22 protein-coding genes are annotated in these 22,409 nt (G+C 67.8%); 5 read left to right on the top strand and 17 right to left on the bottom strand.

Features of this window, described 5'->3' with window-relative positions:
• Positions 1-180: 180 nt before the first annotated feature.
• Positions 181-483, top strand: coding sequence for a hypothetical protein (locus AC1PMG_RS09700; RefSeq protein WP_481111450.1), 303 nt, complete (start codon positions 181-183; stop codon positions 481-483).
• 239 nt (positions 484-722) lie between these two features.
• Complete coding sequence (locus tag AC1PMG_RS09695; RefSeq protein WP_481111449.1) at positions 723-1,091, top strand: helix-turn-helix transcriptional regulator; 369 nt, start codon at positions 723-725, stop codon at positions 1,089-1,091.
• 16 nt (positions 1,092-1,107) lie between these two features.
• Here AC1PMG_RS09695 and AC1PMG_RS09690 read toward each other — a convergent pair whose 3' ends face one another.
• The 6 genes from AC1PMG_RS09690 to folD all read right to left on the bottom strand — a co-directional run bounded on the left by AC1PMG_RS09690 (position 1,108) and on the right by folD (position 7,827).
• Positions 1,108-1,632: a helix-turn-helix transcriptional regulator gene (locus AC1PMG_RS09690; protein ID WP_481111448.1), complete on the bottom strand. Its 525-nt coding sequence runs from the start codon at positions 1,630-1,632 to the stop codon at positions 1,108-1,110.
• Positions 1,633-1,636: 4 nt separating this feature from the next.
• Complete coding sequence (locus AC1PMG_RS09685) at positions 1,637-1,912, bottom strand: hypothetical protein (RefSeq protein WP_481111447.1); 276 nt, start codon at positions 1,910-1,912, stop codon at positions 1,637-1,639.
• A gap of 58 nt (positions 1,913-1,970) precedes the next feature.
• On the bottom strand, positions 1,971-3,227 hold the full coding sequence (locus tag AC1PMG_RS09680) for a tyrosine-type recombinase/integrase (RefSeq protein ID WP_481111446.1): 1,257 nt from the start codon (positions 3,225-3,227) through the stop codon (positions 1,971-1,973).
• Between the two features lie 301 nt (positions 3,228-3,528).
• A complete protein-coding gene (guaA, locus tag AC1PMG_RS09675) occupies positions 3,529-5,094 on the bottom strand; it encodes a glutamine-hydrolyzing GMP synthase (RefSeq protein WP_481111445.1) in 1,566 nt (521 codons plus the stop codon).
• A gap of 127 nt (positions 5,095-5,221) precedes the next feature.
• On the bottom strand, positions 5,222-6,679 hold the full coding sequence (guaB, locus tag AC1PMG_RS09670) for an IMP dehydrogenase (protein ID WP_043092092.1): 1,458 nt from the start codon (positions 6,677-6,679) through the stop codon (positions 5,222-5,224).
• 236 nt (positions 6,680-6,915) lie between these two features.
• Positions 6,916-7,827, bottom strand: a complete 912-nt coding sequence (gene folD, locus AC1PMG_RS09665; protein ID WP_481111444.1) for a bifunctional methylenetetrahydrofolate dehydrogenase/methenyltetrahydrofolate cyclohydrolase FolD — start codon at positions 7,825-7,827, stop codon at positions 6,916-6,918.
• Positions 7,828-7,878: 51 nt separating this feature from the next.
• On the opposite strand from folD, the gene AC1PMG_RS09660 reads away from it, so the two are divergent.
• Positions 7,879-8,175, top strand: a complete 297-nt coding sequence (locus AC1PMG_RS09660; protein ID WP_017913743.1) for a DUF1244 domain-containing protein — start codon at positions 7,879-7,881, stop codon at positions 8,173-8,175.
• A gap of 2 nt (positions 8,176-8,177) precedes the next feature.
• On the top strand, positions 8,178-8,951 hold the full coding sequence (locus AC1PMG_RS09655) for an alpha/beta hydrolase (RefSeq protein WP_481111443.1): 774 nt from the start codon (positions 8,178-8,180) through the stop codon (positions 8,949-8,951).
• 288 nt (positions 8,952-9,239) lie between these two features.
• On the opposite strand, the gene AC1PMG_RS09650 is transcribed toward AC1PMG_RS09655, so the two are convergent.
• The 11 genes from AC1PMG_RS09650 to ndk all read right to left on the bottom strand — a co-directional run bounded on the left by AC1PMG_RS09650 (position 9,240) and on the right by ndk (position 21,562).
• Positions 9,240-11,090 carry a monovalent cation:proton antiporter-2 (CPA2) family protein gene (locus AC1PMG_RS09650; RefSeq protein WP_481111442.1) on the bottom strand — a complete coding sequence of 617 codons (1,851 nt, stop codon included), beginning with the start codon at positions 11,088-11,090 and terminating at the stop codon, positions 9,240-9,242.
• Between the two features lie 666 nt (positions 11,091-11,756).
• A complete protein-coding gene (gene moeB / locus AC1PMG_RS09645; RefSeq protein ID WP_481111441.1) occupies positions 11,757-12,893 on the bottom strand; it encodes a molybdopterin-synthase adenylyltransferase MoeB in 1,137 nt (378 codons plus the stop codon).
• A gap of 51 nt (positions 12,894-12,944) precedes the next feature.
• Positions 12,945-14,162, bottom strand: coding sequence for a molybdopterin molybdotransferase MoeA (locus AC1PMG_RS09640; protein ID WP_481111440.1), 1,218 nt, complete (start codon positions 14,160-14,162; stop codon positions 12,945-12,947).
• Positions 14,159-14,764 (bottom strand): molybdenum cofactor guanylyltransferase, encoded by a 606-nt coding sequence (gene mobA / locus AC1PMG_RS09635; RefSeq protein ID WP_481111439.1) that lies wholly within the window; start codon positions 14,762-14,764, stop codon positions 14,159-14,161. The genes AC1PMG_RS09640 and mobA overlap by 4 nt, the downstream gene beginning before the upstream one ends.
• 7 nt (positions 14,765-14,771) lie before the next feature.
• On the bottom strand, positions 14,772-16,169 hold the full coding sequence (gene der, locus AC1PMG_RS09630) for a ribosome biogenesis GTPase Der (protein WP_481111438.1): 1,398 nt from the start codon (positions 16,167-16,169) through the stop codon (positions 14,772-14,774).
• 18 nt (positions 16,170-16,187) lie between these two features.
• The gene (bamB, locus tag AC1PMG_RS09625) at positions 16,188-17,543 is read right to left on the bottom strand and encodes an outer membrane protein assembly factor BamB (RefSeq protein WP_342071922.1); all 1,356 of its coding nucleotides are present in this window, start codon (positions 17,541-17,543) and stop codon (positions 16,188-16,190) included.
• Positions 17,543-18,181: a YfgM family protein gene (locus AC1PMG_RS09620; RefSeq protein WP_481111437.1), complete on the bottom strand. Its 639-nt coding sequence runs from the start codon at positions 18,179-18,181 to the stop codon at positions 17,543-17,545. The genes bamB and AC1PMG_RS09620 overlap by 1 nt, the downstream gene beginning before the upstream one ends.
• Before the next feature lie 64 nt (positions 18,182-18,245).
• Positions 18,246-19,118, bottom strand: coding sequence for a helix-turn-helix domain-containing protein (locus AC1PMG_RS09615; protein WP_481111436.1), 873 nt, complete (start codon positions 19,116-19,118; stop codon positions 18,246-18,248).
• The gene (gene pilW, locus AC1PMG_RS09610) at positions 19,115-19,906 is read right to left on the bottom strand and encodes a type IV pilus biogenesis/stability protein PilW (RefSeq protein WP_026143845.1); all 792 of its coding nucleotides are present in this window, start codon (positions 19,904-19,906) and stop codon (positions 19,115-19,117) included. The genes AC1PMG_RS09615 and pilW overlap by 4 nt, the downstream gene beginning before the upstream one ends.
• Before the next feature lie 13 nt (positions 19,907-19,919).
• A complete protein-coding gene (gene rlmN, locus AC1PMG_RS09605) occupies positions 19,920-21,125 on the bottom strand; it encodes a dual-specificity RNA methyltransferase RlmN (RefSeq protein WP_087963570.1) in 1,206 nt (401 codons plus the stop codon).
• Between the two features lie 11 nt (positions 21,126-21,136).
• Positions 21,137-21,562, bottom strand: a complete 426-nt coding sequence (ndk, locus tag AC1PMG_RS09600) for a nucleoside-diphosphate kinase (RefSeq protein WP_002812972.1) — start codon at positions 21,560-21,562, stop codon at positions 21,137-21,139.
• Positions 21,563-21,776: 214 nt separating this feature from the next.
• Here ndk and AC1PMG_RS09595 point away from each other — a divergent pair, with 214 nt between their 5' ends.
• On the top strand, positions 21,777-22,409 hold the full coding sequence (locus AC1PMG_RS09595; protein ID WP_017910707.1) for a TetR/AcrR family transcriptional regulator: 633 nt from the start codon (positions 21,777-21,779) through the stop codon (positions 22,407-22,409).

Here is a 22,409-nt window from a genome sequence, read left to right as displayed (position 1 = left end):
GGGGCGAGGCCCGCAGCGGAAACTTTAAGTGCAGCACCATAGCGCGATGGACCATCTTCCAGACGGCCCGGGACATCCAGTTAAGACTAGGGAATCTACCGACCAGCAAGCTTCGCAGGATGCGCGAAACATCATGTAATCTCACCGTCGGATTTAACCTTTCATAAGGAGGAGGAGAAGATGGCTGACTTCTGTGTAACAGCGGTTCGATACAACAAAGAGCGGAAGCATATTGATTTTCTGCATGTGCGGGAGGAAACCAAGCGAGATGGAAAGCCCTTTCTCGGACAAATCCGCATTGTCCCTCGCGCATTCGTGGCAGATATTATTCGTCGAGGCAACGCAACCTTTCAGACCAGGATAGAGAAATCTCCGGGAACCTGGAGTGTTGGCGCGCATATTCATGTCATTGATGAAGAATATTTGACGACAGACAGGAATAGCACCCAACGGGACAATCTAGAAAATTTGCCAGAGTTTTAGACGGCAGGGCCGGGCCGAAGGCGTCAGCCGACGCGCAGCGAGGGCGCTAAGGAAGCTCGCCAAGCGCGATTCGCGCAGCGGGTTTCGATTCGAAGCATGACAGCGCGATCCGGCATTTTCAGCAGACACTCAGCGCTCACCGCCATCCATGAAACAACGTATCTCTACGCCCCAACTGGTTGTGCCGAGAGCCTCCGACAACCACCATACCTCCCTGCAACAATCCGATGGAGGTCTAGGTGGAACAACGATCACAGGCAGCGGCTGAGGACAGCAACACAGCCCAGCCCCTGCCCATCACAGGCACGCACGCCTGCGAGGCGCTGCCGCAGTTTCCCCAGCGCAGCCCCCTTCCCTTCCGCCGCACCATCAGACGCCATGAACTGCACCAGATGGTCCCGCTGGCAGAAACGACGATCTACGAAATGGAGCGCCGCGGCGAGTTCCCGCGCCGCTTCAACTTGACGCCCCGGTGCGTCGTATGGGATCTGGCCGAAGTGGAAGCGTGGATCGAACAACGCAAGCAGGCACCTCGCACCGGCATCGTCAAACCCGACGTCCACCAACGGAAAACCCGCCCTGTCCGGGCGGGTTCGGAAAAGATCTAGCCGTGCGCGGGACGATTCATCCGACCAAGGTCTCCAGTTCCTTGGCCGCAGCCTTCGGCAGTCGCAGACGCTCCTTCGCCACGTTTGCCTGCATGGCCACACGCGCCACGTCCAGCACATCCTCCGCCAGCGCATAAACTCCCCGAGCCTGCAGCCAGGCCAGCACGTCGGCCAGATGCCAGATGGACGTGCTGCCCTCATGCACCGGGGCCGGGAAGCTTCCAGGATGCGCGAGCATCAGCTTGCGCATGTTCTGCCGCGACACGCCCACGATCTCGGCCACATCGGTCAACCCCACCAAGTCCGGCGCCACCTCGATCAGGCGTGCTGAAGGCACCGCCGCGCGTACGTCAGCTAATGCGCTGCGCACAGCTTCCCCGGCATCGACCGCCTGGCGTGTGAACTCCAGCGCCAGGCGCCCCGGCTGCCCGATGCCGACCAGCGCATCATCGCAGCCGGCCTCGCCCAGGCGCTCGACCAGCGCATCGGTGTCGCGGTCCTCGTCGGCCAGTTTGTACTTTAGGGTGAAGGTGTATTCCATCGCTCTACTCCTGGGCGCCCTCGCCAGCATCCTGCTGGCGGCGGTGCGTGGTGCAGTTGTCCACGACGCGCCGCAAGGCGCGCGCGTGGTTACCAGCGCTCTTCGGCGTGCTCCACACGCTGGTGATGCAGAACTCGCCGCAGCGGCATTCCTGGTCGTTGTAGGGGCAATAGATCCGCCCCCACGCATGGCTTCCGCCGACCTCGACGCGCCAGCCCTGCCCTTCAGCATGCCGAAGGGCCTCCTCGACTTCCTTCTTCGGATGGGAGGGGCGAACCATCAGCGGCCTCCAGTGTGGTGGCGACAACCAAAGTTGTCAAGTGACAACCAATGAATAATCATGCCACTGCGCTCAGCATCGGCACAGCCATGTTCTCGGGCAGCAGCTTCGGCGCGTAGGTTCCGCCCTCGATCCACGCATCGACCATGTTGGCCCACTCCTGCAGCATGTGCCGGCGTTGCTCGGCGTACTCCGCCTTGTTGTAGACGCCGCGGGACGAGCGTCCGTCCTCGTGCGCCAGGCACTTCTCGATCCAGTCCCGGTTGAAGCCCACCTCGTTGAGCAGCGTCGAGCCGGTGCGGCGTAGATCGTGGACGGTGAATGGTTCTAGCGGCAACCCCGCTTCCTTGGCGCGCTGGGCCACGATCTGCGTGACCCGGTTCAAGGTCGCATGCGACATGCAGCGGTCGGCGTCATAGCGAGAGGGCAGCACGAAACGCGACCCGGCCGCGCAGGTGTGTAGCGCCACGAAGATGTCTAGCGCCTGACGCGACAGGTACACGACGTGCGGATTGCGTCCCTTCATCCGCTGCTTCGGGATCGTCCAGGTCGCGTTCTCGAAATCCACCTCATCCCAGGTCGCCTCGATCAGTTCGCTCTTGCGCACTAGCGTGAGCAGGATCATGCGCAACGCGAGCCGGATCGTCGGATAGGTCGCCACCGACTCCATCTGCCGCGCCATCAACCGGATCTCCAGCGGCGACAGGGCACGATCCTTGGCAACGAAGGTAGCGATCGACGAGGCAGCCACACCCTCGGCCGGGTTGTCCACCTTCTCTCCGTGCAGGATCGCGAAGGCATAGACCTGCTTCACGATGTCGCGGATGTGCACCGCCGTGGCAGGAGCACCGCGGGCCTTCACCTTCTGGCACAGCGCACGCAGGTCGTCCGGGGTGATTTCATTGAGCAGACGCTTCTGGAAGACCGGCAGGATGTCCCGGTTGACGACATGCTTGCGCATAGCGCGCGTGCTGTCGGCCATCCGTGCTTCTTCCAGCCACTTCACCGCGACGTCGCCGAAACACTTCACGGCGGTCAGCCGGCGCTTCTCGCGCTGCTTTTCCATCGCGGGTGACTTGCCCTGGGCGATGGTCTTCTTGGCATCGATGAGCTTTTCGCGGGCCATCGCCAACGAGAGGCCGGCAGGCCCGTAGCGCCCGATCGTGAGCGTCTCCCGGCGCCCATGAAGACGGTAGTCGTAGCGGAAGGTGACGGTACCGGTAGGCGATACCGTCACGTACATTCCATCTCGATCAAAAGCCTTATAGATCTTGGACTTAGGCTTGAGATTGCGCAGTGCAGTGTCGGTCAGCATCGAGGTTTTCACTCCTGTTCGTGACGGCTTTTACCGTCAGGGACTTGGAGACCCGCTGATGCTCGGAAAGCCGCATGAAATAAGCTTTCCTCAAGAGGTTTTTACCGTCAAAGACCGTTTCGGCCTCAATAGTAAACGGGAGGGTCTTGATCCGACCTCCGGTTCGTACCGCCAGCGCTACCGCCAACCTGTCGTGCTAGTCAGCGATAGCCACCGATAGAAGTCGCGACATTTTTCCTTCCAGATCAACAGGTTGAAGCGATTTTTCGATAGCTGGCGATAGTCCTCGAAGGACCTGATTTCACTCCCACTCGATCGTCGCCGGCGGCTTCCCGGAAATGTCGTACACCACCCGCGAGACCCCGCGCAGTTCGTTGATGATGCGGTTGCTCACCGTGCCGAGGAAGTCGTACGGTAGGTGCGCCCAGTGCGCGGTCATGAAGTCGATGGTCTCCACCGCGCGCAGCGCGATCACCCATTCGTAGGCGCGGGCGTCGCCGACCACGCCGACCGACTTGATCGGCAGGAACACCGCGAAGGCCTGGCTGGTCTTGTCGTACAGGTCGGCCTTGCGCAGTTCGTCGATGAAGATCGCATCGGCCTTGGCCAGCAGTTCGGCGTATTCGCGCTTCACTTCGCCGAGGATGCGCACGCCCAGGCCGGGGCCGGGGAACGGATGGCGGTAGACCATGCTGCGCGGCAGGCCGAGTTCGACGCCCAGGCGCCGCACTTCGTCCTTGAACAGTTCGCGCAGCGGCTCGACCAGGCCCAGCTTCATGTGCTCGGGCAGGCCGCCGACGTTGTGGTGGCTCTTGATGACGTGGGCCTTGCCGGTCTTGCTGCCGGCCGACTCGATCACGTCCGGGTAGATGGTGCCCTGCGCCAGCCACTTGGCGTTGCTGAGCTTGTTCGACTCTTCGTCGAAGATCTCCACGAACAGGTTGCCGATGATCTTGCGCTTGGCTTCCGGATCGCTGACGCCTTCCAGCGCCTGGAAGTAGCGGTCGGCGGCGTTGACCCGGATCACCTTGACGCCCATGTGCTCGGCGAACATGGCCATCACCTGGTCGCCTTCCTGCCAGCGCAGCAGGCCGGTGTCGACGAACACGCAGGTCAGCTTGTCGCCGATCGCCTTGTGCAGCAGCGCGGCGACCACCGACGAATCGACGCCGCCGGACAGGCCGAGGATCACTTCGTCGTCGCCGACCTGGGCGCGCACGCGGGCGATCTGGTCGTCGATGATGTTGGCCGCGGTCCACAGCGTGGCGCAGCCGCACACGTCGACCACGAAGCGGCGCAGCAGGGTCTGGCCCTGCAGGGTGTGGGTGACTTCCGGATGGAACTGCACGCCGTACCAGCGCTTGGCCTCGTTGGCCATGGCCGCGACCGGGATGCGGTCGGTGACGGCGGTGATGGTGAAGCCCGGCGGCACCTGCGACACGTGGTCGCCGTGGCTCATCCACACGTTCAAGCGCGACGCGCCTGCGTGGTCGGTCAGCCCGGAGAACAGCGCATCGGCAGCGACCACCTCGACCTCGGCATGGCCGAACTCGCGCTGGTCCGCCGCTTCGGTGGCGCCGCCGAGCTGCGCGGCCAGGGTCTGCATGCCGTAACAGATGCCGAAGATCGGCAGGCCGCTGTCGAACACTTCCTGCGGCGCGGCCGGCGCGCCCGGCAGCGTGGTCGATTCCGGGCCGCCGGAGAGGATGATGCCCTTGGCGCCGAAGCCGGCGATCTCGTCCGGATCGTGGTCCCACGCCCAGATCTCGCAATACACGCCCAGTTCGCGGATGCGCCGCGCGATCAACTGCGTGTACTGCGCACCGAAATCGAGGATGAGGATCTTGTCGCTGTGGATGTTGGTCATCTGGGGCCGGGATCGGGGATTCGGGAGTTGGGATTCGCAAGAGCGGGTGGCCGCGCTGCGCACGGCCGCTGGAGACGCGGCGGGCGACGAATCCCCAATCCCGACTCCCCACTCCCGCGCATGGGCATCAGCCCATGCGGTAGTTCGGCGGTTCCTTGGTGATCTGCACGTCGTGGACGTGGCTCTCGCGCTGGCCGGCACCGGTGATGGTGACGAACTTCGGCTTGGTGCGCATGTCCTCGATGGTGGCGCAGCCCACGTAACCCATGGTCGCGCGCAGGCCGCCGATCAGCTGGTGGATGATGCCGCTGAGCGGGCCGCGGTACGGCACGCGGCCTTCGATGCCTTCCGGCACCAGCTTGTCGGCGTCGGAGGCGTCCTGGAAGTAACGGTCCTTGCTGCCCTTCTCCATCGCGCCCAGGCTGCCCATGCCGCGGTAGCTCTTGTAGCTGCGGCCCTGGAACAGTTCGACCTCGCCCGGGGCTTCCTCGGTGCCGGCGAACAGGCCGCCGACCATCACCGTGGAGGCGCCGGCGACCAGCGCCTTGCCGATGTCGCCGGAGTAGCGGATGCCGCCGTCGGCGATCAGCGGGATGCGGTCCTGCAGCGCCTCGGCGACCATGTCGATCGCGGTGATCTGGGGCACGCCGACACCGGCGACCACGCGCGTGGTGCAGATCGAGCCCGGGCCCACGCCGACCTTGACCGCATCGGCACCGGCGTCCATCAGCGCCAGCGCGGCGTCGCCGGTGACGATGTTGCCGCCGATCACCTGCAGCCGCGGGTAGGTCTTCTTGACCCAGGCTACGCGCTCGATCACGCCCTGCGAATGGCCGTGCGCGGTGTCGACGATGACCACGTCCACGCCGGCCTCGGCCAGCAATTCGATACGCTGTTCGGTATCGCCACCGACGCCCACCGCGGCGCCGACCAGCAGCCGGGTGGCGGCGTCCTTGGCAGCGTTGGGGTTGTCGGTCTTCTTCTGGATGTCCTTGACCGTGATCAGGCCGCGCAGCTCGAAGCCGTCGTTGACCACCAGGATCTTCTCGATGCGATGGCGGTGCAGCAGCTGCAGCACTTCCTCGTCGCTGGCGCCTTCGCGCACGGTGACCAGGCGATCCTTCTTGGTCATGATGTGGCGGACCGGATCGTCGAGCTTCTTCTCGAAGCGCATGTCGCGGCTGGTGACGATGCCGACCAGCTCACTGCCGTCCACCACCGGCACGCCGGAGATGTTGCGGGCGCGGGTGAGTTTGAGCACCTCGCCGATGGTGGTCTCCGGACCGACCGTGAACGGCTCGGTGATGACACCGGCCTCGAACTTCTTGACCTTGGCCACTTCGGCCGCCTGCTGCGCCGGGGTCAGGTTCTTGTGGATGATGCCGATGCCGCCGAGCTGGGCCATGGCCACCGCCAGGCGGTGCTCGGTGACCGTGTCCATCGCGGCCGAGAGGATCGGCAGTTTCAGGCGCAGGTCGCGGGTCAGCCGGGTTTCCAGGCTGACGTCCTTGGGCAGGACAGTCGAATGGGCGGGGACGAGCGAAACGTCGTCGTAGGTGAGAGCTTCAGCCTGGATGCGGAGCATCGGCGGACCCGAGTGTGGGGAAGCGCGGCATTTTAACGCATTGGGGCGGGGATTGGGGAGTCGGGAGTGGGGATTCGTCAAGGCGGCACCCTGCGCAGTTGACCGTTTGCCTGGCAGTCAAACTGCCGATTTCGATGGTCCACCCACAACGATGCGCCCCCGGACGGGCCGTGCATGCGCTTTTGCTGTTGCCTTTAACGAATCTCGAATCCCGACTCCCCAATCCCGCGCAGCCCTCAACGCATCCCCACTCCCGAATCCCGACTTCCCGCCGCATCAGCGGCCTCGATGGTGTTCTGCATCAGCGTGGCCACGGTCATCGGCCCCACCCCGCCCGGCACCGGGGTGATCCAGCTGGCGCGCTGCGCCGCCGCGTCGAAGCCGACGTCGCCGACCAGGCGACCGTCGTCCAGGCGGTTGATGCCGACGTCGATCACCACCGCGCCAGGCTTGACCCACTCGCCCGGGATCAGCCCCGGCCGGCCCACCGCCACCACCAGGATGTCGGCGTCGCGCACCCGCGCCTGCAGCACCTCCGGCGGGGTGAACTTGTGGCAACAGCTGACCGTGCAGCCGGCGATCAGCAGCTCCAGCGCCATCGGCCGGCCGACGTGGTTGCTGACGCCGACGATGGTGGCGTTGCGCCCGCGCACCGGCTGATCGGTGTGCGCCAGCAGGGTGACGATGCCGCGCGGCGTGCACGGGCGCAGGCCGAATTCGCGCAGCGCCAGGTGGCCGACGTTCTCCGGGTGGAAACCGTCCACGTCCTTGCGCGGATCGATGCGGTGGATCAGCCGGCTGGCATCGGGGATGCCCGGCAGCGGCAACTGCACCAGGATGCCGTGGATCTTGGGATCGGCATTGAGCCGGTCGATCAGCGCCAGCAGCTCGGCCTCGCTGGTCCCGGCGGGCAGGTCGTAGTCGAACGCCTCGATGCCGACCTTCTCGGCCGCGCGGCGTTTGTTGCGCACGTAGACCGCGGAGGCCGGATCGCCGCCCACCAGCACTACCGCCAATCCGGGCCGCGGCTGCCCCGCAGCCAGCCGCGCGTCGACCCGCGCCTTGAGCTCGTCGAGCAGCTCTTCGGCGATGCGCCGCCCGTCGAGAATGCGGGCCGGGACGGAGGAGACGGGCGCGGAATCGGTCATCGGGGCGGGCGGGTGTAGAGTCGGGGGATGTCCATTGTCCCCGATTCCGCCATGACCGACACCACCCGCATCGAGGCCGCCGCCTTCCGCCGCCTGCTGCAGCACCTCAACCAGGACCGTCCCGACGTGCAGAACATCGACCTGATGATCCTGGCCGGGTTCTGTCGCAACTGCCTGGCCGACTGGTACCGCGAGGCAGCGGCCGCCGAAGGCGAAGACCTCAGCAAGGAACAGGCGCGCGAGCGCGTCTACGGCATGCCGTTCGCCGACTGGAAGGCGCAGCACCAGGCCGAGGCCACACCTGAGCAACTGGCCGCCTTCGCCGAGGCGCAGCGCAAGCACGGCTAGCGATGCTGCGCTACGCCGCGATTGCGGCCGCCATTCTCGTCGCCGCCTATGTGGCGGTCTGTGCGCTGCTCTACCTGGGCCAGCGCGACCTGCTGTATTTCCCGCAGGGCACGCGGGTGGCACCGGCGCAGACCGATTTCGCGCTGCGTCGCAGTGCGGACGTGCAGTTGCGTGGCTGGCTGGTCCATCCCGGTCGCGACAAGGTGCTGCTGTACTTCGGCGGCAATGCCGAGGATCTGCGCTCCGCCCGCGCGCAGCTGCAGGCCGCCCTGCCCGACCACAGCCTCTACCTGCTCGCCTACCGCGGCTACGGCGCCAGCGACGGCACACCCAGCGAGACCGCGCTGGTGGGCGATGCCGTGGCGCTGTACGACCATGTGCGCGATGCGCAGCCGCAGGCACAGATCGCGGTGCTGGGGCGCAGCCTGGGCAGCGGCGTGGCCAGCCAACTGGCGGCACGCCGTGCGGTATCGCGTCTCGCGCTGGTGACGCCGTTCGACAGCCTGGTGTCGGCGGCGCAGGCGCACTACCCGTGGGCGCCGGTGCGCTGGCTGCTGCGCGATCGCTACGACTCGGCGCGGGCCTTGCGCGCCTATCGCGGCCCCGTGTTGATCCTGCGCGCTGGCCGCGATCAGGTGGTGCCGCCGGCCAGCACCGACGCCCTGCTCGAGGCCCTGCCACAGCACCCGACCGTGGTCGCCTTCGCGCAGGCCGACCACAACGACATCAGCGACGATCCTGGCTACGTGGAGGCGCTGCAGGCGTTCTTGCGCTGAGGCTGTGCGCCTCTCGTAGGAGCGGCTTTAGCCGCGACCAGGCGCTCCCAGGAAGGCGCGGTCGCGGCTGAAGCCGCTCCTACAACTGTGCGGCCATGTGCCGTCACGCTCCTGCGCTGGCTCCATCAAACGACATCGGCAACGACCCGGCTGCGTGCAGGCACTGCAGGCGTTCTTGCGCTGAAGCTGGGCGCGTGCCGTAGGAGCGGTATTAGCCGCGACCAGGCGTTCCGGGAAGGCACGGTCGCGGCTGAAGCCGCTCCTACGCCTCCCCACCGACGGGTGCGGCTATGTGCCGTCAGCTTCCTGCGCCGGCTCGGTCACCGGCACGCCTTCCGGATTCAGCGTGCGGCTCTCGCGCCGCGGCGGGGTGAACGGGGTCGGCGTGGGCACCACTGGGGTGATGTTGCCGTACATCAGGCCCCTGCCAGCACGCACGTCGCCGGCGGCGACCTCAAGTTCCAGTCGCTCGGCATCGCGGCGGCGGATCTCGCGGGCGATGGAGCGCGCTTCGCTCTCGTCCATGCCCAATTCGACCAGCGCGGCCTGGCCGAATTCCACTGCCGATTCGAAGGTCTCGCGGATGTGGTAATCCACGCCGGCGGCGATCAGCTCCAGCGCGTGCTCGCGGTCGTAGGAGCGCACCAGCAGCTTGGCCTGCGGGAATTCGTGCCTGGCCAGTTCGACGATGCGGTTGGCCGCCTCGCGGTTGTCGACGCACACGGCGATGGCGCGGGCGCTGTGCGCGCCGGAGGCGTGCAGCACGTCCAGGCGCGTGCCGTCGCCGTAGTAGATCTTGAAGCCGAACTTGGCCGCGCTCTGGATCATCTCGATGTCGTTGTCGATGATGGTCACGTCCACGTCGCGCGCCAGCAGTGACTGGCTGGCAACCTGGCCGAAGCGGCCGAAACCGATGATCAGCACGCTGCCGGTGAGGCCGTCGGCCGCATCCACGCCCTCCATCGACGGTGCCTCCACCGGTGCCCAGCGCCGGTACAGCAGCACGAACAACGGGGTCAGCGCCATCGACAGCACCACGATGGCGGTCAGGTTGGCATTGATCTGCGCGTCGATGACGCCGGCACCGCTGGCGGCAGCGAACAGCACGAAGGCGAACTCGCCGCCCTGCGCCATCAGCACGCCGCGATCCAGCGCCTGCGCATGGCCGCTGCCGGTGAGCCGCGCGACCAGATAGATGCAAGCCGCCTTGGCGGCCATGAAGGCGAGCACGCCACTGACGATCAGCGTCCAGTTGGCCGCCACCACCGCCAGGTTCAGCGCCATGCCGACACCGAGGAAGAACAGCCCCAGCAGGATGCCGCGGAACGGTTCGATGTCGGCTTCGATCTGGTGGCGGAAGGTCGATTCGGACAGCAGCACGCCGGCCAGGAACGCCCCCATCGCCATCGACAGCCCACCGAGTTGCATCAGCAGCGCCGCGCCCAGGACCACCAGCAGGGCCGCAGCGGTCATCACCTCACGCGCCTTGGCGGCCGCCAGCAGCCGGAACAGCGGGTTGAGCAGCCAGCGCCCGGCCGCCAGCAGGCCGACGATCGCCGCCGCGCCGATACCGATGCCGATCCAACGCGACGGCGCAGACGCGTCCGCCGGCACCGGCGCCATCCACGCCACTACTGCCAGCAGCGGCACGATCAACAGGTCTTCGAACAGCAGGATCGCGACGATCTTCTGCCCCGCCGGCAAGGCGATGTCGCCACGCTCGCCGAGCAGTTGCATCACTACCGCGGTGGAGGTCAGCACGAAGCCGGAGGCCGCGATGAAGGCCACCGGCAGAGGAAAGCCGAAGGCCAGGCCGACCCCGGTCAGCACGCTCGCGCAGACGATGATCTGCGCGGTACCCAGGCCGAAGATCTGCTTGCGCAGACTCCACAGGTGCGAGGGCCGCATTTCCAGGCCGATCACGAACAGGAACATGACCACGCCCAGTTCGGCGACGTGCAGGATCGCCTGCGGATCGGAGAACCAGCCCAGGCCGAACGGCCCGATCGCCAGGCCGGCGGCGAGATAGCCGAGCACCGACCCCAGGCCGAGCCGGCGAAACACCGGCACCGCCACCACGGCCGCGCCGAGCAGCGCCACCACTTTGATCAACTCACTGCTGTCGGCTGCACTGGTCATGCGCCGATTCTACGCACAAGGCCGCAGCATCCCCATGGAGCGGGATGCGACATGAGACGCGGCGCACTACGTGCTGCGCGCAAGGCGCTTCTCGTGAGACATGCATGCGGTCGCGCGCCGCGCGCCGTACTCTCCCCCCAACCCCTCTCCCGCAGGGAGAGGGGCTTGAGCGTGCGCGACGCTGCTTCAGCCATCGAGACCCCTCCTCCCTTCTCCCACCGGGAGAAGGTGCCCCGAAGGGGCGGATGAGGGTACGGACGCCGCGACGTACAACGAAAGCCAGCGCAGCCTTGCATCGCGAGTCGCTTCGCGCCAAACCCTCACCCCAACCCTCTCCCGATGGGAGAGGGGCTTGAGCGTGCGCGGCGCTGCTTCCGCCATCGAGAGACCCCGCCTCCCTTCTCCCACCGGGAGAAGGTGTCCCGCAGGGGCGGATGAGGGTACGGATGCCGCGGCGTACAACGAAAGCCAGCGCAGCCTTGCATCGCGAGTCGCTGCGCGCCGCACCCTCACCCCAACCCCTCTGCCGATGGGAGAGGGGCTTGAGCGTGCGCGGCGCTGCTTCCGCCATCGAGACCGCACCTCCCTTCTCCCAACGGGAGAAGGTGCCCCGCAGGGGCGGATGAGGGTACGGGTGCCGCGGCGAACAGCCACACCTGGTAGCAGCTAACCCTCAGCCCCACAGAACCGCGCATAGTCGATATAGCCAGGAAACGGCCGCTCCGGCGCACACAGCGGACACTGCGGATCGGCGGACAGGCGGGTTTCGCGGAAGCGCATCGCCAGGGCATCGAAGTGCAACAGGCGGCCGCGCAGGGGTTCGCCGATGTCGAGCAGCAGCTTCAAGACCTCGTTGGCCTGCAGCAGGCCGACGATGCCGGGCAGCACGCCGAGGACGCCGGCGTCGGCGCAGTTCGGCGCGAACTCCGGCGGCGGCGGCTCCGGGAACAGGCAGCGGTAGCATGGCGCCTGCCCACGCCGACGGCCGGCGTCGAATACGCTGACCTGGCCCTCGAAGCGCTGCACCGCGCCGTATACCAACGGCTTGCCCAGCTTCACGCAGGCATCGTTGAGCAGGTAGCGCGCGGGAAAGTTGTCCGAGCCGTCCAGCACCACGTCCACGTCCTGCAGCAGCCGCTCGACGTTGTCCGCGGTGACCCGCTCGCGCACCGCCTCCACGCGCACGCCCGGGTTCAACGCGCCCAGGCTCGCCGCAGCCGAATCCACCTTGGCCTGGCCGATCCGCGCGTCGCCGTGCAGGATCTGCCGCTGCAAATTGCTGCGCTCAACCACGTCGTCGTCGGCGATGCGCAACTGCCCGACCCCGGCCGCGGCCAGGTAGAAACCGGCGGGCGAACCCAGGCCACCCGCGCCGACCAGCAGCACGCGCGCGGCCTGCAGCCGGCGCTGGCCCTCGACCCCGACTTCGGGCAGGCGCAGATGCCGCGAATAGCGATCGAAGAAGTCTTCCTGCTCCGGCGACAGCGCCGGTCGCTGCAACGGCAAGCCTTCGCGCTGCCAGCGCGTGGTGCCGCCCAGTACGGAAGCGACCTGGGTATAGCCGGCCTGCGCCAGGAACAATGCGGTGTCGTGCGAACGCTTGCCGCTCTGGCAGATCAGCAGCACCTCGGTGTCGGCGCCAAGATAGGCCGCCGGGTCGGCCTGCAACTGCGCGCGGGCCACGCCCTGCGCGCCCTCGGCCATGCCGGTGACGCGCTCGTGCTCCTCGCGGATGTCGATCAGGCGCGCGCCCTGCGCCTGCCGCGCCTGCGCCTGTGCAGGAGTGAGTTCTCGAATGCCCATGCGCGCATTATCGGCGCAAACCGGGCGCGCGTCCGCCGTCCGCGGCGCGGCTCAGTACGGCACCACCTCGACCACGTCGCCGGCCTGGAACTGGCGCGCGCCCTCCTCCAGCCGCAGCAGCACGTCGCTGTCGGCAGCGCCGCGCAGGCGATGCGAGCCGTCCGCGGGATTCGGCTCTGCCCAGAGCTGACCGTGGGCGTCGCAGCGCATGCGCCCGCGCAGAAACTCCAGCCGGTCGTGCCGCTTGTCCCAGCCGGCCGCCAGCCGGGCGCGCCAGGCCCGATGCGGTTCGCTGCGCCGCTGCAGCGCATCCAGCAACGGCCGACCGATCGCCAGGAAGGTCGCCAGCACCGACACCGGATTGCCCGGCAGGCCCAGGAACAGGGCGCGGTCCCACTCACCGAACAGCAGCGGCATGCCCGGGCGCATGCGCACCTTCCAAAACAGGATGCGGCCGTGTTCGGCCAGCAGCCGCGGCAGGTAGTCCTTCTCGCCGGCAGAGACGCCGCCGCAGGTCAGCACCACGTCGAACGCCGAGGCGGCGTCGGCGAGCATGGTCTGGATGCGCTGCGGATCGTCCGGCAGGGTCGGCCACGCGGTCGGCGCCAGGCCGAGCAGGCGTAACTGCGCCATCAGCATGTCGCGATTGCTGTTGTAGATCTGCCCCGGCTGCAACGGCAGGCCCGGCTCGACCAGTTCGTCGCCGGTGGCGAACACCGCCACGGTCGGCCGCGCCGCCACCATCAGCTGGTCCACGCCCAAGGCCGCGGCCAGGCCGATGCGCGAAGGCGTCAGCAGCATGCCGGCCTCGAGCACGCGCTCGCCGGCGCGCACGTCTTCGCCGCGCGCCCGCACGTGTGCGCCGACGGCGATGTCGGCGGGGACCTGCACCATGCCCTCGTGTTCGTGCACGTTCTCCTTGATCACCACCGTATCGGCCCCGGCCGGCAGTGGCGCGCCGGTGGTGACCCGCAGGCATTCGCCGGGCGCGAGCGCCTGCTGCCGATCGGCGCCGGCGAACTGCTCGCCGGCCAGGCGCAAGTCGCTCGGCGCGCCCGGGATCAGGTCGGCATGGCGCAGTGCGAAGCCGTCCATCGCGCTGTTGGCGAACGGCGGCAGGTCGATCGGCGCATCCAGCGGTTCCAGCAGGATGCGGCCATCGGCGCGCGACGCCGCCAGGCGCTCGCTGTTGACGGAACGGGCACGCGCCGCGGCGGCGACGATCGCCAGCGCGTCGGTGTAGGCGATCCGGGAGGGATAGTCGGTCATGGTGGCGGCAGGATACCCGCTGCAGCCAGGTCCTGCGGCGTGTTCAGATTACCCAGCACGATTTCCGGCAGCGGCACCGGCCGCATCCGCAGGCGCTGCTGCAAGGCGCGCGGCGCGTAGCGGGCGGCTGTCAGCGCCTCCTCCAGCGCCGGGCGCAGCGCGGCCAATCGGTACAGCGCGACCAGCGGCTGCGCGCCGGCAGCATCCTCGAGCCAGGCGCCATCGCACTCGTCAGCGGCTGCGGCCAGCACCGCAGGCAGATCAGGCGGCAACACGCAGATGTCGACCGGCACGATCAGCAGCCAGGGCGTGGCGCAGGCGGCAGCAAGCGCGTCCAGCCCGGCGATCGGCCCCAGCGAACGTTCCGCCCCGGCCGGCGCCGCGACACGGTCCGGCACGGCCCGCAGGCCGATGGCGGCATAGCGCGGCAAGCTGCGGTTGGCACTGACCAGCACTTGGGAGACCTGAGGCGCCAGCGCCTGCACCAGCCAGTGCACCTGCGCCTGCCCGCCGCGTTGCAGCCAGGCCTTGTCGCATCCGCCCAGGCGCTGCGCGCGGCCACCGGCAAGGATGCCGAGGGTGATCGCGCGCCGTGGGTCCATCGTGCGGCTACTTGCCGCGGACGTGCTTCATCAGGCGCCGCTTCTTGGCGATCTGGCGCTCGGTCAGCACGTTCTTCTTGCCTTCGTACGGGTTGGCGCCTTCGCGGAACATGAAACGCACCGGCGTGCCGACCAGCTTGAAGCGCTTGCGGAAGAAGTTCTCCAGGTAGCGCTTGTACGACTCCGGCAGCACCTTCAGGCGCGTGCCGTGGACGATGAAGGTCGGCGGATTGCTGCCGCCCGGATGCACGTAGCGCAGCTTGGAGACGTGGCCGCGGATGCTCGGCGGCGGATTGCTCTCGTAGGCGATTTCCAGCGCCTGGTTGACCTCGCTGGTGCTGAACTCGCGCACCGCCGAGGCGTGCGCGCGATGGATCGCCTGGAACAGTTCGCGCATGCCCGAGCCGTGCTTGGCCGAGATGCGCACCGCCTCGGCCCAGGCCACGAAGCCGAGCTTGCGCGACAGCAGGTCTTCGGCCTGCGCACGCTGGTAGTCGCTCTGCCCGTCCCACTTGTTGATCGCCACCACCAGGGCCCGGCCGGCATCGAGGATCGCGCCGAGCACGGTCGCATCCTGGTCGGTCACGCCTTCGCCGGCATCGAGCATCAGCACCGCCACCTGACACTGTTCGATCGCCTGCAGCGTCTTGAACGCGCTGAACTTCTCCACCGCCTCCTCGACGCGGCCGCGGCGACGCAGGCCGGCGGTGTCGATCAGCCGGTACAGGCGGCCGTCGCGCTCCAGGTCCACCGCGATCGAGTCGCGGGTGGTGCCGGGGACTTCGGAGGCGATCATGCGCTCCTCGCCCAGCAGGCGATTGACCAGGGTCGACTTGCCCACGTTCGGGCGGCCGACGAAGGCGATGCGCATGCGCGCCGGATCGGTGTCCAGGGTCTCGCCGGCGCCCTCTTCCGGCAGCCGCTCCAGCACTTCTTCGAGCAGGTCGTCGATGCCGTGGCGATGCGCGGCGGAGACCGCGATGGCGTCGCCGAGGCCGTAGCGCGCGAATTCGGCGCGCACCTGGTCCTCGTCGGTGCCGTCGATCTTGTTGATCAGCAGCAGGGTCGGCCGCGCCAGCTTGCGCAGCCAGGCCAGGATCTCGTCGTCGAGCGCAGACGATCCCTCGCGGCCATCGACCACGAACAGGATCAGGTCGGCCTCGCCGGCGGCGGCGCGCGCCTGCTCGGCAGTGGCGCCGGCCAAGCCTTCCTCTTCACCGGAGATGCCGCCGGTATCGACGATCACGAACGGGGTGTCCGGCTGCAGCCGGCATACCCCGTAGTGGCGGTCGCGGGTGACGCCGGGCTGGTCGTGGACCAGCGCGTCACGGCTGCGCGTCAGCGCATTGAACAGCGTGGACTTGCCGACATTCGGCCGTCCAACCAGGGCGACCAGCGGCAGCATCGCGACATCCTTCTCTTGTTATTGACCCAACCGGAACGCGGTCAGGTCGCCTTTCGTGTTCTGCATCAGCAGGATCCCATCCGCGACCACCGGCTGCGCCACCAGCGGCTTGCGGCCGACCCGCTCGCGCGCGGCGAACTCGCCGTTGTCGAGCCGCAGCCAGTGCAGATAGCCCTTGTAGTCGCCGACCACGGCGTAATCGCCCTGGATCGCCACGCCGGTCAGCGAGCGGCGCGCCAGCCCCGGCTGCGACCACATGGCCGATCCGGAAGCCTTGTCCAGCGCCCACACGGTGCCGGCGTTGTCGGCCACCACCACGTTGCCGGAACTGACGCCGACACCGCCGGCGCCGCCATGATCGCGGTTCCACAGCGGGCGGCCGCTCGGGCCTTCCAGCGCCACGGTCTCGTTCTTGAAGCTGGTCGCATACAGCGTGGTGCCGTCGAGCACCGGGGCGCCGTCGACGTCGGCCATGCGCTCCAGCTCGGTGCGGCCTTCCGGCACGCCGATGGTCTGCTCCCACAGCACGCGACCGTCCTGCATCGCCAGCGCGGCCAGCGTGCCGTCGTCGTTGCCGATGAACAGCACGCCCGGACCCGCCACCACCGGCGCGTTGCCGCGCACGGTCAGGCTCGGCAGTTCCTGCGCATTGAACCAGCGCTGCTGCCCGGTCGCCGCATCGAAGGCGGTGGTGCGGCCGTCGTTGCTGCGCACGAACACCATGTTCTGCGCGATCACCGGCGCGGCGATCACTTCGTTGGGCACCTTGGCGCGCCACTTCTCGGTGCCGTTGGCGGCATCGAGCGCGATCACGGCGCCGTCCAGCGCACCGACGACCACCAGGCCGTCGCCCACGCCCGGGCCACCGGCAAAGCGCGGCAGCGGACGCTTCTTCTCGAGCCGCTTGCGCTCCTTGGCCTGCTGCTTCTCGTTGCGCAAGCGCTGCTTGTAGGCGGCGCGCTCGTCCTTGGACAGGTTCTTGCCGGACTCGCTCTCGACCTGGCTCTTCGGCTGGTCCTCGGCCTGCGACAGCTGCTGCTTGCGCGCCTGCTTGGCGTCGTATTCCCAAATGGTCTTGCCGGTCTGCAGATCCAGCGCGTACACCGTTCCGGAGGTCGCGGCCGCATACACCTTGCCGTCGGCCACCACCGGGCGCTGGCGCACGCCGATGAGGCGCTCACCCTTGCCGGCGTCGGTGGACCACAGCTTCACCACCTTCACGGACGGGGTGAACTTCACCAGTTCGGCCGGCTCGGCGGCCTTCTTGGCGGCCGCATCCTTGCCGGCGAACCAGCCCTTGACGGTGGTGCAGCCCGACAAGGCCAGACCCAGCAGGGCCACGGTGGCGACACGCTTGAACATGACTACCTTCATCAGATCGGCTCCGCGGCATTCGGCACGCTGCCGCCCGCATCCATCAATTTCGTTTCGACCACGCGCCGCTGCGGCGAGGCCACGTCCAGACTGGTCAGCGCCTTGGCGTACGCGTCGCGCGCCGCGTCGCGCTTGCCCTGCGCGATCAGCGCATCGCCGCGAATCTCCAGACCCTGCGAATCGGTGGCCGAGGCCACCAGCGCCAGCGCGTCCTGCGGCTTGCCGCCGGAAATCAGCAACCGCGCCACACGATGGTCGACCAGCACCTTCATTTCGCCGTCGGTCTTGAGCGCTCGCAGCGTGGTCAACGCGGCGTCGGACTTGCCGGCATCGACCTGCGCCTTGGCCAGGCGCAGCGCCGCCAGTTCGGCGTAGATGTTGGTCGAGCCCTGCTGCAGTTCGGCCATGTCCTTGGCCGCCTTGTCCAGCTGATTGGCCTGGATGCTCTTGAGCACCGCTTCGTAGCGGGTGTTGGCCTGGGCCAGATCGTTGGACCGCTGCTTGGTCCACCACTGCCAGCCGATGATCGCGCTAAGGCCCAGGACGATGCCGCCGATCAGGCCGGCGCCGTTCTTCCTGAGCCAAGTGCGGACGCGTTCGCTTTGTTCGTGCTCGTCGAGCAGGTCGTCAATCGCCATGCGTACTCTCGCCCCGCCGCTGCGACGGGACATGAAATGTTGAAAATGAGGAACCGCGCCGCCGTCACTCGGAGGCGGGCACCACGGAACCGTCAGAGGATACCGCAAAGCGCGCCACGTTCGCGCGCCTGAACGGAGTCAGATCCACGGTACTCCCGGATTGCTGAACCTGGACCGCCGAGGCATTGCCCAGCACCACACGTCCGACCTGCCCCGGCGCATACGTGCGGGTCTCGCCGGCCTTCAGCAGTGCCTTCTCCACCGGCGTGCCGTCGGGCGCGAGGATCTGCACCCAGCTGTCGCCCTGGAACGACAGGCTCAGGCTGTTCTTCTCCGGCTCCGCCGCCGGACGCGGCATCGGCGTCAGCGACGCGATGTACGGCGCGGCGCTGGGCGCCGGACGCGTGGCCGCCGGCGCGGCCGGCACCGGCGCAGCAGCACCGTTGGCCGGCGTCGCCGTCGCGGCAGCGGTCGTGCCCGGCGTGCCCGGTACCACGTCCAGCGAGGCGGTGCTGGGACCGCCGTCGTCGGCGAAATGGCTGCGGGTGGCGTACCACACCGGCACCGCCAATCCGGCGGTGATCACCACGTAGACCATGCGCCGCGTGGCGCTCTCGAGCATGCGCCGCAGCGGCGGCGTGTGCGTGTGGCTGATCAACTCGACCGGCTGCACCGGCGCGATCTGCGCGGTCTGCAGCAAGGGCTCCAGGTCGACGCCGAGCAGGCGCGCGTAGCTGCGCAGCTGCCCGCGGACAAAGACCGGCGCGCCAAGGCGCTGCCACTGCTCCGACTCGAGTGCCTGCACCACATGCACCGGCATGCGCAGTCGGCTGCCGACGTCGTCGATGCTCAGGCCGGCCGCTTCGCGCGCTTCGCGGAGCTGTTGCCCGCAGCCTTTGGCGCCATCGAAAGCGTTCGGATTGGAATCACTGATCACAATGCACTAGCCCCGGGTGTCGTGGTCGCGGCGTCGGGAAACTCCTTGCGCAACCGCTGTTGGTAACGGCCGGCGGCAGCCTTGTCGCCCAGCCTTTGCTCAATCTGAATAGCAAGTTGTAACACGGAAGCGGTGGCAGGCGCAGCCGCCAGTCGCCGCTCGGAGAAGGCCCGCGCCTCGAAAAAGCGCCCCTGCGCGACCTCGTTGCGGGCCATCGCCTCGAGCGCGTACGCGTTGTCCGGATCCAGCTCCAGCGCCTTGCGCAGGTCGCGTTCGCCACGCTCGCGCTGGCCGACCTGCAGCGCACAGCCGCCGGCGTTGGCCAGCGCCGAGGCCGGCGTGGCGTAGTCCTGGAGCGCGAGCGCGCGGTCGAACCAGGCCAGCGACTCCGCCGGCGAGCCGTTCGCGCACAACCAGGCGCCGTAGTTGTTCAAGGTCGCGCCGTTGCTCGGCGCCAGCTCGGCGGCCTTGCGGTAGTACCCACCGGCGGTCGCGGCATCGCCCTTGCGATCGGCGACCACCGCCAGCACGGTCAGTGCGTCGACCGAGTCGGCATCCACCGCCAGCGCCTTGCGCGCGTGCGTCTGCGCTGCATCCAGGTCGTTGGAGGCAAGCCCGTTGGCGGCCAGGCCCAGTTGTTCCTGCAAGGCCACGCGCGACTTCACCGCGCGGCTGTCGCGGAAGGAATAATGCGGCTGCACCTGTTCGGCGGTGCGCACGGTGCCGGTCTTGGCAGCAATCCAGTTGCAGCCCGGCAAGGCCAACACTGCGATCGCCACCACCGCGATGGAACGCCCTTGGCTACGCCGCCGCATCCCGATCCGCCCGCGTCTGCAATTCGCGCTTGAACTCGGCCTGCCGGCGGGTGCGGTCCATGACCTGCCCCTTGAGCTGCCCGCAGGCCGCATCGATATCATCGCCGCGCGTGCGCCGCACCATGGTCAGCACCTGCGCGTCCAGCAGGATCTTCTGGAACGCACGGATCTCGGTCTCGCCGGAGCGCTCGTAGCGCGTGCCCGGGAACGGATTGAACGGGATCAGGTTGACCTTGCCGGCGTTCGACGCCTGCACCGCGTTGTCGAACTGGCGCATCAGCCGCGCCAGTTGCCGCGCATGCTCGGGCTGGTCGTTGATCCCCTTCATCAGGGTGTATTCGAAGGTGACCGACTCGCGGCGCTTGTTGGCGCGCAGGTAGCGCGCACAGGCGTCCATCAGTTCGGCGATCGGGTACTTCTTGTTGAGCGGGACCAGGGTCTCGCGCAGCGCGTCGTTGGGCGCATGCAGCGACACCGCCAGCGACACGTCGCTCTCGCTGGACAGGCGGTCGATCTGCGGCACCAGGCCCGAGGTGGACAGGGTCACGCGCTTGTTGGCCAGGCCGTAACCCAGGTCGTCGCGCATCACGCTCATCGCGCGCACGACGTTGTCGAAATTCATCAGCGGCTCGCCCATGCCCATCATCACCACGTTGGTGAGACGGCGCATCTGGTGCGGCACGTTGCCCAGATGCCGCGCCGCCACCCACACCTGGCCGATGATCTCGGCGGTGGAAAGGTTGCGATTGAAGCCCTGGGTGGCGGTGGAGCAGAACGTGCAGTTGAGGCCGCAGCCGACCTGCGAGGACACGCACAGAGTGCCGCGAGTCTTGTCGGGGATGTAGACGGTCTCGATCGCGTTTTTGCCGTCCACGCCCATCGCCAGCAGCCACTTGTGGGTGCCGTCGGCGGAAGGCTTGTCGAACACGATATTGGGGACGACGACCTCGGCATGCTGCTGCAGCTTGGCGCGCAGCGCCTTGCCGAGGTCGGTCATCTGGTCGAAGTCGGTGACGTAGCGGTGGTGGATCCACTTCATCACCTGGTGGGCGCGGTAACGCGCTTCGCCGAGGGTCTCGGCGAAGAAGCGCTCCAGCCCCTCGCGATCGAGGTCGAGCAGATTCTGCTTGGCCGCCGCGCCGGTCCGCACGGGATCGGCGATGGCCAAGGGAGGATGGACGACCTCGTTCACGACGACCTCGCTTAGCGCGAAACCACTTCAGTGGCGGCGAAGAAATACGCCACTTCGTTGGCGGCGTTCTCGACCGAGTCCGAGCCGTGCGCGGCGTTGGCGTCGATCGAATCGGCGAAGTCGGCGCGGATGGTGCCCGGCGCGGCGTCCTTCGGGTTGGTGGCGCCCAGCAGGTCGCGGTGCGCGGCCACGGCGTTCTCGCCTTCCAGCGCCTGGATCATCACCGGGCCGGAGATCATGAACTCGACCAGCGCGTTGAAGAACGGACGCTCGCGGTGCACGGCGTAGAAGCCCTCGGCCTCGCGGCGCGACAGCTGCTTGTACTTGGCGGCCACGACCTTCAGGCCGGCCTTCTCGAAGCGCGAGTAGATTTCGCCGATGACGTTCTTGGCGACGGCGTCGGGCTTGATGATGGACAGGGTGCGCTCCAGCGCCATGGGAGGTTCTCCGTTGGGCGGGCCACTGAAGGCCCGAGGTTAACATGAAAAAAACCCGCGTCAAAACGCGGGCTTAGCCAGAATTGCGATGGACAATTCTATCCAATCGGCGCCGGCTTTGCACGGCCAGGCTGAATCGTGCTGCAAAGCAGCATGACGCGCCCACCGCCCGGGCCTAGACTCAAACAATCGTTTGATTGATTCTGGCGGCCGCATGGCAAAGCAAGCGCACTTCTCGACCAAGGACCGCATCCTCAGCGCGGCCGAGGAACTGTTCGCGCAGCACGGCTTTTCCGGCACCTCGCTGCGCCAGGTCACCAGCCAGGCCGACGTCAACATCGCCGCGGTGAACTACCACTTCGGGTCCAAGGAAAACCTGGTCAACGAGGTGTTCCGGCGGCGCATGGACGAAATGACCGCCGCGCGCATGGCGCAGTTGGAAACCGCGCAACGGCAGCATCCCGGCCAGCTCGGCCCGGTACTGGCGGCCTTCGTCGAGCCGGCCCTGGCGATGGCCCAGGAGCGGCAGAGCGGCGGCGCCTTCGTGCGGGTGATCGCCCGCGCCTATGCCGAGAACAACGACAGCCTGCGCCAGTTCCTGTCCGACCACTACGGCCATGTGCTGCGCGAGTTCGGCAAGGCCATCGCCGCCTGCGTGCCCGGGCTTAGCAAGCAGGAGCTTTACTGGCGCCTGGATTTCCTGGCCGGCGCCCTGACCTACGCCATGGCCGATTTCGGCCTGATCAAGCGTCCCGCCGGCGTCAGCGAGGGCGCACACCGCGCCCACGCCGCCCGCGAACTCATCCGTTTCGCCGAAGCCGGCTTCCTCGCCCATTCGGTTCCCTGA

This window comes from Xanthomonas sp. NCPPB 2250 (genome assembly GCF_056725265.1).
Note: the sequence above shows the minus strand (reverse complement) of the source record. Positions and strands in the feature narration are given on the sequence as shown.

Coding starts and splice junctions, on each gene's coding strand:
- AC1PMG_RS09655 (WP_481111443.1), top strand. CDS start 8,178: ATGCTGCGCTACGCCGCGATTGCGGCCGCCATTCTCGTCGCCGCCTAT.
- AC1PMG_RS09595 (WP_017910707.1), top strand. CDS start 21,777: ATGGCAAAGCAAGCGCACTTCTCGACCAAGGACCGCATCCTCAGCGCG.
- moeB (WP_481111441.1), bottom strand. CDS start 12,893: ATGGGCATTCGAGAACTCACTCCTGCACAGGCGCAGGCGCGGCAGGCG.
- AC1PMG_RS09690 (WP_481111448.1), bottom strand. CDS start 1,632: ATGGAATACACCTTCACCCTAAAGTACAAACTGGCCGACGAGGACCGC.
- AC1PMG_RS09680 (WP_481111446.1), bottom strand. CDS start 3,227: ATGCTGACCGACACTGCACTGCGCAATCTCAAGCCTAAGTCCAAGATC.
- guaA (WP_481111445.1), bottom strand. CDS start 5,094: ATGACCAACATCCACAGCGACAAGATCCTCATCCTCGATTTCGGTGCG.
- AC1PMG_RS09620 (WP_481111437.1), bottom strand. CDS start 18,181: ATGGCGATTGACGACCTGCTCGACGAGCACGAACAAAGCGAACGCGTC.
- AC1PMG_RS09700 (WP_481111450.1), top strand. CDS start 181: ATGGCTGACTTCTGTGTAACAGCGGTTCGATACAACAAAGAGCGGAAG.
- AC1PMG_RS09650 (WP_481111442.1), bottom strand. CDS start 11,090: ATGACCAGTGCAGCCGACAGCAGTGAGTTGATCAAAGTGGTGGCGCTG.
- mobA (WP_481111439.1), bottom strand. CDS start 14,764: ATGGACCCACGGCGCGCGATCACCCTCGGCATCCTTGCCGGTGGCCGC.
- ndk (WP_002812972.1), bottom strand. CDS start 21,562: ATGGCGCTGGAGCGCACCCTGTCCATCATCAAGCCCGACGCCGTCGCC.
- AC1PMG_RS09640 (WP_481111440.1), bottom strand. CDS start 14,162: ATGACCGACTATCCCTCCCGGATCGCCTACACCGACGCGCTGGCGATC.
- AC1PMG_RS09660 (WP_017913743.1), top strand. CDS start 7,879: ATGACCGACACCACCCGCATCGAGGCCGCCGCCTTCCGCCGCCTGCTG.
- AC1PMG_RS09685 (WP_481111447.1), bottom strand. CDS start 1,912: ATGGTTCGCCCCTCCCATCCGAAGAAGGAAGTCGAGGAGGCCCTTCGG.
- folD (WP_481111444.1), bottom strand. CDS start 7,827: ATGACCGATTCCGCGCCCGTCTCCTCCGTCCCGGCCCGCATTCTCGAC.
- der (WP_481111438.1), bottom strand. CDS start 16,169: ATGCTGCCGCTGGTCGCCCTGGTTGGACGGCCGAATGTCGGCAAGTCC.
- guaB (WP_043092092.1), bottom strand. CDS start 6,679: ATGCTCCGCATCCAGGCTGAAGCTCTCACCTACGACGACGTTTCGCTC.
- bamB (WP_342071922.1), bottom strand. CDS start 17,543: ATGAAGGTAGTCATGTTCAAGCGTGTCGCCACCGTGGCCCTGCTGGGT.